13 protein-coding genes are annotated in these 13694 nt (G+C 39.8%); 1 reads left to right on the forward strand and 12 read right to left on the reverse strand.

All coding sequences use genetic code 11. From position 1 onward, the window contains the following. Positions 1 to 68: 68 nt before the first annotated feature. The 3 genes from ABE613_RS10190 to gpr form a co-directional block, all read right to left on the reverse strand. Positions 69 to 1991, reverse strand: a complete 1923-nt coding sequence (locus ABE613_RS10190) for a DNA gyrase/topoisomerase IV subunit B (RefSeq protein ID WP_235231548.1) — start codon at positions 1989 to 1991, stop codon at positions 69 to 71. Positions 1992 to 2075: 84 nt separating this feature from the next. Further along, entirely contained in the window at positions 2076 to 3260 is a 1185-nt protein-coding gene (locus tag ABE613_RS10195) for a stage II sporulation protein P (RefSeq protein WP_347376307.1), read from the reverse strand. Between the two features lie 89 nt (positions 3261 to 3349). Continuing rightward, positions 3350 to 4321, reverse strand: a complete 972-nt coding sequence (gpr, locus tag ABE613_RS10200; RefSeq protein ID WP_347376308.1) for a GPR endopeptidase — start codon at positions 4319 to 4321, stop codon at positions 3350 to 3352. A 186-nt stretch (positions 4322 to 4507) separates the two neighbouring features. Here gpr and rpsT point away from each other — a divergent pair, with 186 nt between their 5' ends. Then, a complete protein-coding gene (rpsT, locus tag ABE613_RS10205) occupies positions 4508 to 4771 on the forward strand; it encodes a 30S ribosomal protein S20 (protein WP_235231551.1) in 264 nt (87 codons plus the stop codon). Between the two features lie 407 nt (positions 4772 to 5178). On the opposite strand, the gene ilvC is transcribed toward rpsT, so the two are convergent. The 9 genes from ilvC to gap form a co-directional block, all read right to left on the reverse strand. Beyond that, positions 5179 to 6198: a ketol-acid reductoisomerase gene (ilvC, locus tag ABE613_RS10210; protein ID WP_235233125.1), complete on the reverse strand. Its 1020-nt coding sequence runs from the start codon at positions 6196 to 6198 to the stop codon at positions 5179 to 5181. 118 nt (positions 6199 to 6316) lie between these two features. Further along, positions 6317 to 6814 (reverse strand): acetolactate synthase small subunit, encoded by a 498-nt coding sequence (ilvN, locus tag ABE613_RS10215; RefSeq protein WP_235233126.1) that lies wholly within the window; start codon positions 6812 to 6814, stop codon positions 6317 to 6319. A 90-nt stretch (positions 6815 to 6904) separates the two neighbouring features. Continuing rightward, positions 6905 to 7555, reverse strand: coding sequence for an HAD family hydrolase (locus ABE613_RS10220; protein WP_235233127.1), 651 nt, complete (start codon positions 7553 to 7555; stop codon positions 6905 to 6907). Between the two features lie 95 nt (positions 7556 to 7650). Next, positions 7651 to 7839 (reverse strand): response regulator, encoded by a 189-nt coding sequence (locus ABE613_RS10225; protein WP_328282609.1) that lies wholly within the window; start codon positions 7837 to 7839, stop codon positions 7651 to 7653. Positions 7840 to 7922: 83 nt separating this feature from the next. Beyond that, positions 7923 to 9461, reverse strand: coding sequence for a 2,3-bisphosphoglycerate-independent phosphoglycerate mutase (gpmI, locus tag ABE613_RS10230; protein ID WP_347376309.1), 1539 nt, complete (start codon positions 9459 to 9461; stop codon positions 7923 to 7925). 57 nt (positions 9462 to 9518) lie between these two features. Beyond that, positions 9519 to 10340 (reverse strand): alpha/beta hydrolase, encoded by an 822-nt coding sequence (locus tag ABE613_RS10235; RefSeq protein WP_347376310.1) that lies wholly within the window; start codon positions 10338 to 10340, stop codon positions 9519 to 9521. Positions 10341 to 10406: 66 nt separating this feature from the next. Next, positions 10407 to 11156 (reverse strand): triose-phosphate isomerase, encoded by a 750-nt coding sequence (gene tpiA / locus ABE613_RS10240; protein ID WP_235233130.1) that lies wholly within the window; start codon positions 11154 to 11156, stop codon positions 10407 to 10409. Between the two features lie 56 nt (positions 11157 to 11212). After that, complete coding sequence (locus ABE613_RS10245) at positions 11213 to 12406, reverse strand: phosphoglycerate kinase (protein WP_235233131.1); 1194 nt, start codon at positions 12404 to 12406, stop codon at positions 11213 to 11215. Positions 12407 to 12528: 122 nt separating this feature from the next. Then, complete coding sequence (gap, locus tag ABE613_RS10250; protein ID WP_235233132.1) at positions 12529 to 13542, reverse strand: type I glyceraldehyde-3-phosphate dehydrogenase; 1014 nt, start codon at positions 13540 to 13542, stop codon at positions 12529 to 12531. Positions 13543 to 13694: the final 152 nt, after the last annotated feature.

The following is a 13694-nucleotide window of genomic DNA, read 5'->3' on the forward strand; positions in this document are numbered from 1 at the left end:
CCTCCTTTGGGGACGTAGTATTTTTAAAAAACACTACGTCCCTAATTTAAAAATGGGGTGTACCCAATTTAAATATCCAGCTCTGCTTCTGTCGCATTTTCATAGATAAATGTCCTTCTTGGTGGTACTTCGGTTCCCATCAGCATCTCTGTCACACTGGATGCCATACGGGCATCTTCGATTTCTACCAGTTTCAGGATCCTTGTCTCGGGATTCAGGGTTGTCTCCCACAGTTGCTGGGCATCCATCTCTCCCAGACCTTTATAACGCTGGAGCGTAAAAGGGCCATCATGGGTCTTACGATATCTCTCTAACGCCTTATCATCATATAGATATTCTTCTTCCCCTTTTTTCGGCATAGCTTTATACAATGGCGGCATGGCAATATAGACATGTCCTTCATAGATTAATTCTGGCATAAAACGATAGAATAGCGTCAGCAACAAGGTAGAGATATGTGCCCCATCCACATCGGCATCGGCCATGATAATAATCTTGTCATAACGCAGCTTGCTGATATCAAAATCATTGCCATATCCTTCTGAGAAGCCACAGCCAAATGCATTGATCATCGTTTTAATCTCTGCATTGGCCAGCACTTTATCTATACTAGCTTTCTCCACATTCAGAATCTTTCCTCGGATTGGAAGAATTGCCTGATACATACGATCTCTGGCCGTCTTTGCAGAGCCACCGGCAGAATCTCCCTCTACGATAAAGATTTCACATCGGCTCGCATCTCTGCTTTCGCAATTTGCAAGTTTCCCATTACTGTCAAAAGAATATTTTTGCTTTGTCAGAAGATTCGTCTTTGCGCGTTCTTCTGTCTTACGAATCTTCGCAGCCTTTTCTGCACAGCCAATTACTTTTTTCAACGTCTCAAGATTACGGTCGAAAAATCGAATAATCTCATCATTCGTCACCTTGCTGCAAGCCTTTGCGGCATCAGGGTTGTCCAGCTTTGTCTTCGTCTGTCCTTCAAATCTGGGATCTGGATGCTTGATGGAAACAATTGCGGTCATTCCATTTCTTACATCTGCCCCTGTAAAATTCGCATCTTTTTCTTTTAGAATCCCAAGTTCCCTGGAATACTGATTCATAACAGTTGTAAATGTAGTCTTAAACCCAGTCAGATGTGTGCCACCCTCTGCATTATATATATTATTACAGAAACCAAGGACATTTTCATGAAATTCATTCACATACTGAAACGCCACTTCAACTTCAATTCCTTCTGCTTCTCCTTTAAAATACACAGGTTCATGAACAACCTCTTTTTTGGAATTCAGATCCTGAATAAAGCCAAGAATCCCATCCGGTTCATGATATACAATACGCTCCGTCTCACTGCCTCTTTTATCTTCAAATACAATCGTCAGTGTCGGATTCAAATATGCCGTTTCGTGCATACGACTTTTTACTTCCTCTGCACGGAATTTTGTTTTTTCAAATATAGTATCGTCTGGCAGAAAATTAACCTTTGTTCCAGTCTTTCTTGTCTTTCCAATCTTCGGCAGAAGTCCATCCTCCAGCTCAATTACCGGCTTTCCTCTCTCATACCGGTCATGATGGACATATCCATCCCGACTGATTTCAACATCCATATAAGTAGATAATGCATTGACAACAGAAGAGCCGACTCCATGAAGTCCGCCACTGGTCTTGTAAGCAGAATCATCAAACTTTCCACCGGCATGCAGCGTTGTATATACAACACGGGCTGCTGATACACCAGTCGAATGCAGATCCACCGGTACTCCACGTCCATTGTCTGAGACAGTTGCAGAACCATCCTTTTCAAGTGTTACACGGATCTCTGAACAATATCCCGCCAGATGTTCATCTACAGCATTGTCAACAATCTCATAGATCAGATGATTCAGCCCTTTCGTAGATACACTACCAATATACATTCCCGGTCTTTTCCGTACCGCTTCCAGTCCCTCTAATATGGCAATACTATCTGCATCATATGTATTTTTTTTCGCCATTCCCATATATCCTTTCTATCATTTTACATACTTTTCCATACTGCCAATATCTTAGCACAAAATGTAGTCTGTTTCAAACATATTTTATTTCACAAGTACACTATCTAGTGTTGATGCCAGAATCTCCATAGCATTTCTCATTTCTTCCACAGTATTGGTCTGAGCCCCGGCCTCAATCAACAACGTTTTCGGTTTAAAGTGCATGTTATATCGATATCCTCTCAGATAAATATGTCTGGTAAATCCAGGATATTTTTTCGTAGCTGCAATCTGCATCTGAAGAGAAAACGCAAGATTATCTTCAATATAAGGATTGGGCAGATAACTGATATTTCCATTGGCTCTTGTTCGGCTCAGCCCATTAAAAAACATAATTTGTGCAGTCTGCTTACCATTAATCTCTGTCACAAGATGTGTTCCCTCCGCCACACCATCTCTATGAAGATCAATCACAACCTCTATCGTTGGATTATCCTGCAGAATCTTCTGGATCTCTGGTTCTGCCAGCTGATACGCCATACTTCTGTCAAGCTTCCCACTAACCAGATCATACACTCCTTCATGATGAATCGTCTCGATTCCATAGGTGTTATTTAAAAGTTCTGCCAGATAAGCACCCATTCCCATTATCGTTGTACTGGTATCCCCTTCTACAGAATCTGCAAATGCTTCCTGGGAATGCGTATGATAAATCAGAACTTTTGGACCGGCAGCAGACTGATCAATTGTCATGTCCATTCCCATTAATTTTTCAACATTTAACAAATCCTGATCAATCATCGTATTAGAATCTACTGTATAAAAATTGCTGATCAGATACTCAAAATTCATCAATTTTTCCATAGATGTATCAATTGGTGTTCCTGAAGTCTGAACAGATTCTTCTTGTGAAGTCTGCTGAATCAGATTCCCGTTTTCATCTACCATATTTTCATCATTTGCCTGTTTTTCCAATATCATCTGATATGTTTCCTGATCCTCCACATCCGTAAACAACATCGATTTTTCTTCCACATATGTCCCTAGTGGAATTATTTTCAACACACTCTCTGCCATCCAGTCTATCAATGAACTCCCCTGCTCATTTTCCAGATATGTGAATCCCGTAAGATACATTTTTTCCGCCTGTTCCAAACAAATACTCCCAATCCGTATCTGTTCATTCCAATTTATTTTATCAAATTCCATCATCTGCACACAGACATATATGATTAAAATTCCGGTGATCACAAGTATTGCAATCCGACTGATCTGCCGTTTTATTTTCACAATATTTCACTCCAGTCAAAGTAAAGCTGCCTGCCATTTTAGCAGCACTTTTCGTACTTTATGTCTTAACACTATATGACCCACCTGGATTATTTATGTGCATGTCCTTTAGAAAACAACAGATTCAGCGCTTCCGATATCGTATAACTGATTCTCTTCACAGTCTCATCAATATCCTTAGGAGTCACAAACAAACCATTTAAATGTGGAGATATCAACTCCTTCACTAATTCATATTTTTCCGCTGCATTATAGCCTTGCATGACCACCCCGACCCCCCGCAATGTCTCAGAGCTTTCCAATGCAGAGATCAGGTTCTCCATGGTATCATTTACAATAGTCGCAGCATCCACCACAGTTGGAACCCCGATAGCAATTACTGGAATTCCAACGGTCTCTTTTGTAATAGCGTTTCTATGATTGCCCACTCCTGACCCTGGATTGATCCCTGTATCTGAGATCTGAATCGTGCGATTAAGTCTTCGAGAGCTTCTGGCAGCCAACGCATCAATAGCAATCACCATATCCGGATTCGTTTCCCGCGTAATTCCTTTGACAATCTCAAGAGTTTCCATTCCAGTCTGTGCCATAACTCCCGGTACAATCGCACTGGTAAGGCAGATTTCATCTTCTCCCATAGCATATTTTCCGTATTCCTTTGCGATATGCCGGGAAATATTCAGATTATCTACAACATATGGGCCTAACGCATCTGGTGTAACCTTACGATTTCCAAGCCCTACTACCAAAATAGAATAATCTTCTTTATCTTTTTTGACAAAATATTCCAGAAATCTTTTTAACTCTTCTGCTATCTCTTTATGATAATCTTCATCTGGAACAGCCATATTCGGTGCCTCCATTGTAATATAGGTACCCACCGGTTTCCCCATGATTTTTGCTCCATTTTCCGTCTCAATTTTAACAGTCGTTACTTTAATCTCACGTTCTTCATCATAATCTTCTTTTAACGATACTCCTTGAATTTCTACGTGATCCGATTCAAAACGTTCTTTTTCCTCCAGAGCCAGATCTGTTCTGATATTATATTTTTCAATCATCCCATATATCCTCACTTTAGTCCTATTTATTTCCTAGTTTTTACAATATTTTCAGAAATATGTATTGACAGAACTCATTCCTTGCCCTAAAATAAGTTCGTATGTTTCGTTAGAACGTCCGTGTCCGGCTCTAACGAATGTAAAATCGATACAGAATCGAAATATAAGATATTGGAGGTGGACAAATTGGCTAATATCAAATCTGCAAAGAAGAGAATCTTAGTAAACGAAACAAAAGCTGCTAGAAACAAAGCAATCAAATCTAAAGTAAAAACTTGCGTAAAGAAAGTTGAAACAGCTGTAGCTAACAAAGATGCTGAAGCTGCTGCAGCAGCATTAAAAGTTGCAATCGTTGAAATCAACAAAGCAGGAAGCAAGGGTGTTTATCACAAGAACACATGCTCTAGAAAGATTTCCCGTTTAACAAAAGCTGTAAACGGAATTGCTTAATTATTATAGAAAAAATTGCATGCAATAAAAAAACAGCCATACCGTCAGTGGCTGTTTTTTATTTTTATCTTTTATAATCCAGAATACCCATAACTATTGACAATAGCATCTACCCACATACTGTGCCACCATAATATATCACTGTATTAATCGCCTGGATCATTGTCTTACCTGTATTAATTGAACCCGCAAGAATTAAAACATTCTGCCCTTCCACCATTCGCTTAGTATTATCGCAATTTTAGCATAATAAGTGTGATAATACACTATAAATATGAGAATTTTCAGATTTTTTCGGTCAGAAATGACACCGACAGCTTTTTCTTCAGATCCATGATAATCGAAAAACACACATCTCAAATTCATGAGATGTGCGCTAATATAATTCTTATAATTATGTACAATAATTAGTTGTTAATCAACTTATCTTCGCCATTCCAACTGTACAGCTGTCTGATCTCTTTACCAATCTTCTCAGATGGATGTTCAGCAGCAAGCTTTCTCATAGCCTTGAAATGTACTTGACGTCCTGCAGGTGACATATCAAGCAAGAAGTCTTTTGCAAATGTACCATCCTGGATATCTGCCAGAATCTGCTTCATAGCTTTCTTTGTATCAGCTGTGATAATCTTAGGTCCTGTAATATAATCACCATATTCAGCTGTATTAGAAATAGAATATCTCATTCCTTCAAATCCACTCTGATAGATCAGGTCAACAATCAACTTCATCTCATGGATACATTCAAAATAAGCATTTCTTGGATCATATCCTGCTTCACAAAGTGTCTCAAAACCTGCCTGCATCAATGCACATACACCACCACAAAGAACAGCCTGCTCACCAAAAAGGTCTGTCTCTGTCTCTGTACGGAATGTTGTCTCAAGAAGTCCAGCTCTTGCTCCACCGATTCCAAGACCGTAAGCCATTGCTTTCTCCCATGCTTTTCCTGTGTAATCCTGTTCAACAGCGATCAAGCAAGGAGTTCCCTTTCCAGCCTGATATTCACTTCTTACTGTATGTCCTGGTGCCTTAGGTGCAATCATCGCAACATCAATATTCTTTGGTGGTTTAATACATCCAAAGTGAATGTTGAAACCATGTGCGAACATCAGCATATTGCCTTCCTCAAGGTTCGGCTCTACATCTTTCTTATACATATCAGCCTGTAATTCATCATTAATCAAGATCATGATGATATCAGCCTGTTTAGCTGCTTCTGCTGCTGTAAATACCTGTAATCCCTGTGCTTCAGCTTTTGCCCAAGATTTACTTCCTTCATAAAGACCAATGATAACGTCACATCCAGACTCTTTTAAGTTAAGGGCATGTGCATGTCCCTGGCTTCCGTAACCAATAATTGCAATCTTCTTTCCCTCTAATACTGATAAATTGCAATCTTCCTGATAAAAAATTCTTGCTGCCATTTTGACATTCCTCCTAATTATTATAAATCATTTAATTTTGTATTGTTAAACAAGGGCAGGTATCTGAAGCCACCCTTATTTAAAGGCTTTGTCTTCTCTCGAACATTGTTATAATCGATTAATCAATAATCGTAACATCCTTGATTCCTCGAGATAATCCTGTAATTCCGGTTCTCGCCAATTCCAGGATCTCATATCCGTCGAGCAATTTCAAGAAAGCATCCAGTTTTGACTGATTACCTGTAAGTTCCACCATTAACGATTCCGTCTCAACGTCTACGATCTTAGCACGGAAAATATCTGCCACAGAGATAATCTCCGATCTTTCTGCTGCATTGGCACGAATCTTAACCATGATTAATTCACGATATACGGATTCATCTGGTTTTAACACTTTGATTTCAATGACATCTTCCAATTTCCGAACCTGCTTTTCAATCTGAGACAAAATCAACTCATCTCCAGATGCAACAATGGTAATCCTTGTAAATCTGGGATCCGCAGTCACACCAGCAGTAATACTGTCAATACTGTATCCACGTCTGCTGAAAAGTCCTGCGATGCGGCTTAATACACCCGGATTATTGTCAACCAATAATGAATAAACTCTTTGCATACTGCACCTCTTCCCCATCTTTATTTTAAAAACAGAGTGCGTTCTGTTTTTTTATAATAACAATATCTTCCTGTTTTGTCAAGCGAAACATCAACAATATTTCAAGATATCTTCCACAGATTCTTCAATATAATCTGCACCGGCTTCTTCCAACTCTTCTCTGTTACCAAATCCATAAAGGATTCCCAGGCAATCAATTCCTGCTGTCTTGGCGCCAAATACATCGTGCTCCCTGTCACCAATCATCAAAACAGAGGACTTATCTTTGATCTTACATGCCTCCAGCGCATACTGTATCACTTCTGCTTTCGTTTTTCTTCTGCCATCCAACTCCATTCCCGCCACATAATCAAAATACGGTGTCAGTCGAAAATAATCTATAATTTTTCTGGCATATGGCTCAGGTTTTGAAGTTGCCACTACCAATCTTACATCGGCATTTCTCAGTTTTTTCAGCACTTCTTCCAATCCATCATAGACACGATTCTCAAAGATGCCTTTTTCCTGATAATATTCCCGGAAATAACCAATGGCCTTCCAACACTGTTCGGTTGAAAATTCATATAACTTATGGAACGATATATCCAAAGGCGGTCCTATAAACTCACATAGCTTTGTACGATCCTTTTCTTCAATTCCGAATTTATTCAACGCATATTTTACAGAATTTGTAATACCCTGCTCAGAATCTGTAATTGTCCCATCCAGATCAAAGAAAAAAGTATGATATCTTCTGTTCATATCTGCTCCTTCCAAAACTGTCATGATATCCAAACACCCAAGACTGATTATAATATTTTCCCTCGGTCTGCGCAAGACGTATCTTATATGCCTTCTCAGGTAGTTTCCACATTTCTTTTGAATTCAATATACGTTACAATAAAATAAAGAAAATCCTTCTTAATACAAAAAAAAGCAACATCCTCAAACTCCTCTGGGGCTGTCACCTGATATAATGCATTCTCTAATAATTGCTTCAACTCCTGCCGGATGACCGGTTCATCCTCAATAATCACAATGTGCATTTTTCTTTCCTTGTTCAAAAAGGTACACCACATTTTTCAATTGGGGACGTAGTACTTTGCAAAAGTACTACGTCCCCAGTTAATTATTTCACAAGCAAGCTCTTTCCTGTCATTTCTTTTGGCTGTTCCATTCCCATAAGTTCAATAAGGGTCGGAGCGATGTCTGCCAGACATCCACCTTCTCTTAACTTATAAGCCGGATCAGCATTCACAAGAATAAATGGCACCGGATTGGTCGTATGGGCGGTAAATGGCTCACCTGTCTCATCATCAATTAATTGTTCTGCATTTCCGTGATCTGCACAGATGAACATCTGACCATCTACTTCCTTGACTGCGTTAACTGCTTTACCTACACATTCATCGACTGCTTCGATTGCCTGAATTGCAGCTGCTTCTACACCAGTATGTCCAACCATATCTGGGTTTGCGAAGTTGATGATAATTACATCATATTTATCAGATTTGATTGCATCTACCAATTTATCACACACTTCATATGCGCTCATTTCTGGTTTTAAATCATAAGTTGCTACCTTTGGAGATTTTACCAGAATTCTGTCTTCTCCTTCATTTGGCTCTTCCACTCCGCCATTAAAGAAGAATGTAACATGTGCATATTTCTCTGTCTCAGCGATACGCGCCTGTTTTTTGCCATGTGCAGCCAAAAACTGTCCAAAGGTATTCGTGATTTCTTCTTTTACGAAAGCAACCTGTTTATTTTCAATCGTAACATCGTATTCTGTGAAGCAGACAAAAGTTGTCTTGATTCTGTCTCCTCTTTCAAATCCCTGGAAATCCTCATCGCAGAAAGTTCTGGTGATTTCTCTTGCACGGTCAGGACGGAAATTGAAGAAGATAATGGAATCATCATTCTTGACAGTCGCTGTTGGAGCTCCATCTTTTATCACTACTGTTGGAAGCACGAACTCATCTGTTGTATCTTTGTCATAAGATGCCTGAATTCCTTCCGGTCCACTGACAGCAGTTTCACCTGTTCCATCTACCAAAGCGCGATATGCCTTTTCCACACGATCCCAGCGGTTATCTCTATCCATTGCATAATAACGCCCCATAACGGTTGCAACTTCACCAACACCTATTTCCCCCATCTTGGCAATCAGCTGTTCCACATACTCTTTACCAGATGCAGGAGGTGTATCACGTCCATCCAGGAAACAGTGAACATATACTTTTTTGATCCCCTGTCTCTTTGCCAACTCTAGCAGTCCATAAATATGCTCATTATGACTGTGTACACCACCATCTGATACCAATCCCATCAAATGCAGTGAAGAATCATTAGCCTTTACATTCTCACATGCTGCAAGAAGTGCAGAATTCTCAAAGAAATCACCATCCTGAATTGCCTTTGTAATCTTAGTAAGATCCTGATAAACAATACGTCCGGCACCCATATTCAGATGTCCAACTTCAGAATTCCCCATCTGTCCATCAGGAAGCCCTACTGCCATTCCACTGGCATTTCCCTTTACAAATGGATACTCTGCCATCAATTTATCCATAACCGGAGTCTTTCCTTCTGCCACAGCATTTCCGGTAGTATTCTCATTCAGTCCATATCCGTCTAAAATCATAAGTACTGTTGGTTTTTTGCTCATTTTATTTCTCCTTTATTCTTCGATTATAAATGTTGAAAATATTCTAATCATCGGACTTTATTTACACAATTTTTCTAACCACACATCCGCAAGTTCTATCCAGCATGCACATTCATCTTGCACACCACTTCCATCTTCCCGCTCTACATGTTTTGTTGCAAGACTCAATCCATGCTCTCCTTCCGGAAAAATATGCAGTTCAACGGGAACATCAGCCCTTCGAAGCGCCATTGTCATCAAAAGGGAATTTTCAACCGGCACCGTCTGATCTTCAGCCGTATGCCATATAAATGTGGGCGGCATTGTATGCGTCACCTGATTTTCCAGAGACATCTGTTCCCGACACAATACAAACTTATCTCCCAGCAAGTTTTGAAAACTTTCGATATGTCCATATCGAACATCTGAAGTAATCACTGGATAACTAAGCATAATTCCTCTAGGCTTTAATTCTTCTGTTGTAAGCCCGGATTTGGAAGCCATAAAATCCTGATTCCAGAAAATCCCATAACTTGCTGCCAGATGCCCTCCTGCTGAAGAACCCTGAACAAATATTCGTTCTGTATCAATACACCACTCCTTCGCATATTCCCGCAATATCTTCATCACCTGACCCACTTCCAGAATCTGAGTCGGAAATTGTGCAGGTGCAACAGAATAACGAAGCACACAGGCATGATATCCCTGATTCAGAAAATGCATGGCCAAAGGCTCTCCTTCCCTATAGCTGGTCATTTGGTACGCCCCGCCAGGACATATAATAATCATCGGTCGCTTTTTTATCTTTATCTTATCAACCGGAGTATCCAAAATATATGTTTCAAGCTTTGCATAATCCAAAGACCCTTCCGCCCGTATCGGTATCTCTTTATAAATCATAAACGTAATCCTCGCAACCCAAAAATCGTAGGGAGCGTATGCTGCCCCCTACGACTGATGATATTCTTACTTGTAATTTACGATCTTTCCAAAGTCAGCTTTTAAAGAAGCTCCACCTACAAGACCACCATCAATATCAGCCTGAGCAAATAATTCTGCCGCATTTCCTGCATTTACAGATCCGCCGTACTGGATACGAATTGCTTCAGCAGTAGCTTCGTCATAAATCTCTGCAATACATGCACGAATTCCAGCACAAACTTCTTCCGCCTGTTCTGTTGTAGCTGTCTTACCTGTTCCGATAGCCCAGATTGGCTCATAAGCGATAACTGCTGTCTTAGCCTGATCTGCTGTTACATTCAGGAATCCAACCTTAACCTGCTGACGGATGAAATCCATAGTTACGCCCTGCTCTCTCTGTTCTAATGTCTCGCCACAGCACATAATTGGTGTGATACCATGCTCAAATGCTTTTAACATCTTTTTATTGACTGTCTCATTTGTCTCTGCAAAATATTCTCTTCTTTCAGAATGTCCAAGAACAACATACTTGACACCTGCATCTGTAAGCATTGCTGGAGCAATCTCTCCTGTGTATGCACCTTTTTCTTCAAAATACATATTCTCAGCACCGACCTGAATATTAGAACCTTTACAAGCCTCTACTACAGGGATAATATCAATTGCCGGTACACAAAATACCACATCAACATCTTCACTTGCTACTAATGGTTTTAACTCTTCAACTAATGCAACTGCCTCACTTGGAGTTTTGTTCATTTTCCAGTTGCCTGCTACAATTTTTCTTCTTGCCATTTTCATTCTTCCTCCGAAATTATAAAAATATACATATTCACTAAGTCGCCTTCGGCCTACTTATCATTTGCTGCTGCTACACCTGGCAGTTCTTTTCCTTCCAGGAATTCAAGAGATGCACCACCGCCGGTAGAAATGTGGGTCATCTTATCACCATAACCAAGCTGATTAACTGCAGCTGCAGAATCACCGCCACCAATAATAGTCACTGCATCTGTCTCAGCAAGTGCTTTTGCAACTGCTTCTGTACCGTGTGCAAAATTCGGCATCTCAAAGCAGCCCATTGGTCCATTCCATACAACCGTCTTAGCATCATGTACAGCTTCACTGAAAATCTGCGCTGTCTCAGGTCCGATATCAAGACCTTCCCATCCGTCTGGGATTTCACCACGCTGTACTACTTTAGTATTTGCATCATTGGAGAAATCATCAGCGATAATGTTGTCTACAGGAAGCAGCAATTTTACGCCTTTTTCTTCTGCCTTTTTCAACATATTCAATGCATATTCACAATAATCTTCCTCAAGAAGAGAATTACCTACATTTCCGCCTAATGCTTTACTAAACGTATAGGACATTCCGCCACCGATGATCAATGTATCTACTTTATCAAGAAGGTTCTCGATAACTGAAATTTTGCTGGACACCTTAGCGCCGCCAAGTATGGCAACAAATGGTCTCTCCGGATTATTAACAGCATTTCCAAGGAAATCAATCTCTTTCTGCATTAAGTAACCTACAACTGCTGTATCCACAAACTTTGTAACACCTACATTAGAGCAGTGTGCACGATGTGCGGTTCCGAATGCATCATTAACAAATACATCACAAAGAGAAGCCAGATCTTTGCTGAAAGCATCACCATTCTTTGTCTCTTCTGCTCTATAACGTGTATTTTCAAGAAGAATTACATCTCCGTCTTTCATAGCTTCAACTGCGGCTTTTGCATTAGGGCCGACAACTTCTGGATCTGCTGCAAATTTCACTTCCTGTCCAAGTAATTCAGACAAGCGGACAGCAACTGGTGCAAGAGATAATTCCGGTTTTGGCTCTCCCTTTGGCTTTCCAAGGTGAGAACAAAGAATAATCTTTCCACCGTCTGCGATTAACTTTTTAATTGTAGGAAGTGCGGCAACAAGACGATTCTCATCTGTAATCTTTCCATCAATAAGCGGTACGTTAAAGTCACATCTTACAAGTACTTTCTGTCCCTTTACATTAATATCGTCTACTGATTTTTTATTAAGCATATGATTTGCCTCCTCAGTTATATTTTAAGGTAACACACCTTAATATTTTCAAAACAACTATTGTAAAAAAGGGTCCGGTCCAATATAAGACCGGACCCTGTGTGAGTCTTAATATTCTGAAATTATGCTAATTCAGAGAAGTATTTGATTGTTCTTACCATCTGGCTTGTGTAAGAATTTTCATTGTCATACCAAGATACAACCTGAACTTCTGTTGTTCCATTGTCTAATGGGCATACCATTGTCTGAGTAGCATCGAATAAAGAACCAAATCTCATTCCTACGATATCACTGGATACGATTTCATCAGTATTGTATCCGAAAGATTCGTTAGATGCTGCTTTCATAGCTGCGTTGATCTCATCAACTGTTACATTTCCTTCAACAACTGCTGTTAAGATTGTTGTAGAACCTGTTGGAGTTGGAACACGCTGAGCAGATCCGATTAATTTACCATTTAATTCTGGGATAACTAATCCGATAGCTTTTGCTGCACCTGTGCTGTTTGGTACAATATTAACTGCTGCAGCACGAGATCTTCTTAAGTCACCTTTTCTCTGTGGTCCGTCAAGTGTCATCTGATCACCTGTGTAAGCATGAATTGTGCACATGATACCAGATTTGATTGGTGCAAGATCATTCAATGCTTTTGCCATTGGTGCAAGGCAGTTTGTTGTACAAGAAGCTGCAGAAATAACTGTATCTTCAGCTGTCAATGTATCATGGTTTACATTATATACAATTGTTGGCAGGTCATTTCCAGCTGGTGCGGAAATAACAACTTTTCTTGCTCCTGCTTTTACATGTGCAGAAGCTTTTTCTTTTGATGTATAGAATCCTGTACATTCAAGAACAACGTCTACTCCGATTTCTCCCCAAGGAAGTTCTTCAGCGTTAGCTTTTGCGTAGATCTTGATTTCTTTTCCATCAACGATGATAGAATCATCTGTTGCTTCTACCTTATCAGCCAAAGCATATTTACCCTGTGAAGAGTCATATTTTAATAAATGTGCAAGCATCTTAGGAGATGTTAAGTCGTTGATTGCTACAACTTCATATCCCTCTGCTCCAAACATCTGTCTGAATGCAAGACGTCCAATACGTCCGAATCCATTAATCGCTACTTTTACTGCCATGATTAATTCCTCCTAAAGTTTGTTTATTAACTGGTTACGCAGTCTAATATTGTGAACTCTTCAACATCTCATCCCAATGACTTTGTTAAAGATTCCTCAACTAGAAATAATTGTACTAAATCTGATACAAAAATTCAAGTGGTTTTCCTTCG

Origin of the sequence: Dorea chungnamensis (genome assembly GCF_039832125.1) — a bacterium.
Lineage (GTDB): Bacteria > Bacillota > Clostridia > Lachnospirales > Lachnospiraceae > JAFBIX01.

What these genes read in the sequence shown, in the direction of transcription:
- ABE613_RS10190 (WP_235231548.1), bottom strand. Translation starts at nt 1,991, where the DNA reads ATGGCGAAAAAAAATACATATGATGCAGATAGTATTGCCATATTAGAG.
- gpr (WP_347376308.1), bottom strand. Translation starts at nt 4,321, where the DNA reads ATGATTGAAAAATATAATATCAGAACAGATCTGGCTCTGGAGGAAAAA.
- ilvC (WP_235233125.1), bottom strand. Translation starts at nt 6,198, where the DNA reads ATGGCAGCAAGAATTTTTTATCAGGAAGATTGCAATTTATCAGTATTA.
- ilvN (WP_235233126.1), bottom strand. Translation starts at nt 6,814, where the DNA reads ATGCAAAGAGTTTATTCATTATTGGTTGACAATAATCCGGGTGTATTA.
- ABE613_RS10220 (WP_235233127.1), bottom strand. Translation starts at nt 7,555, where the DNA reads ATGAACAGAAGATATCATACTTTTTTCTTTGATCTGGATGGGACAATT.
- ABE613_RS10225 (WP_328282609.1), bottom strand. Translation starts at nt 7,839, where the DNA reads ATGCACATTGTGATTATTGAGGATGAACCGGTCATCCGGCAGGAGTTG.
- gpmI (WP_347376309.1), bottom strand. Translation starts at nt 9,461, where the DNA reads ATGAGCAAAAAACCAACAGTACTTATGATTTTAGACGGATATGGACTG.
- ABE613_RS10235 (WP_347376310.1), bottom strand. Translation starts at nt 10,340, where the DNA reads ATGATTTATAAAGAGATACCGATACGGGCGGAAGGGTCTTTGGATTAT.
- tpiA (WP_235233130.1), bottom strand. Translation starts at nt 11,156, where the DNA reads ATGGCAAGAAGAAAAATTGTAGCAGGCAACTGGAAAATGAACAAAACT.
- ABE613_RS10245 (WP_235233131.1), bottom strand. Translation starts at nt 12,406, where the DNA reads ATGCTTAATAAAAAATCAGTAGACGATATTAATGTAAAGGGACAGAAA.
- gap (WP_235233132.1), bottom strand. Translation starts at nt 13,542, where the DNA reads ATGGCAGTAAAAGTAGCGATTAATGGATTCGGACGTATTGGACGTCTT.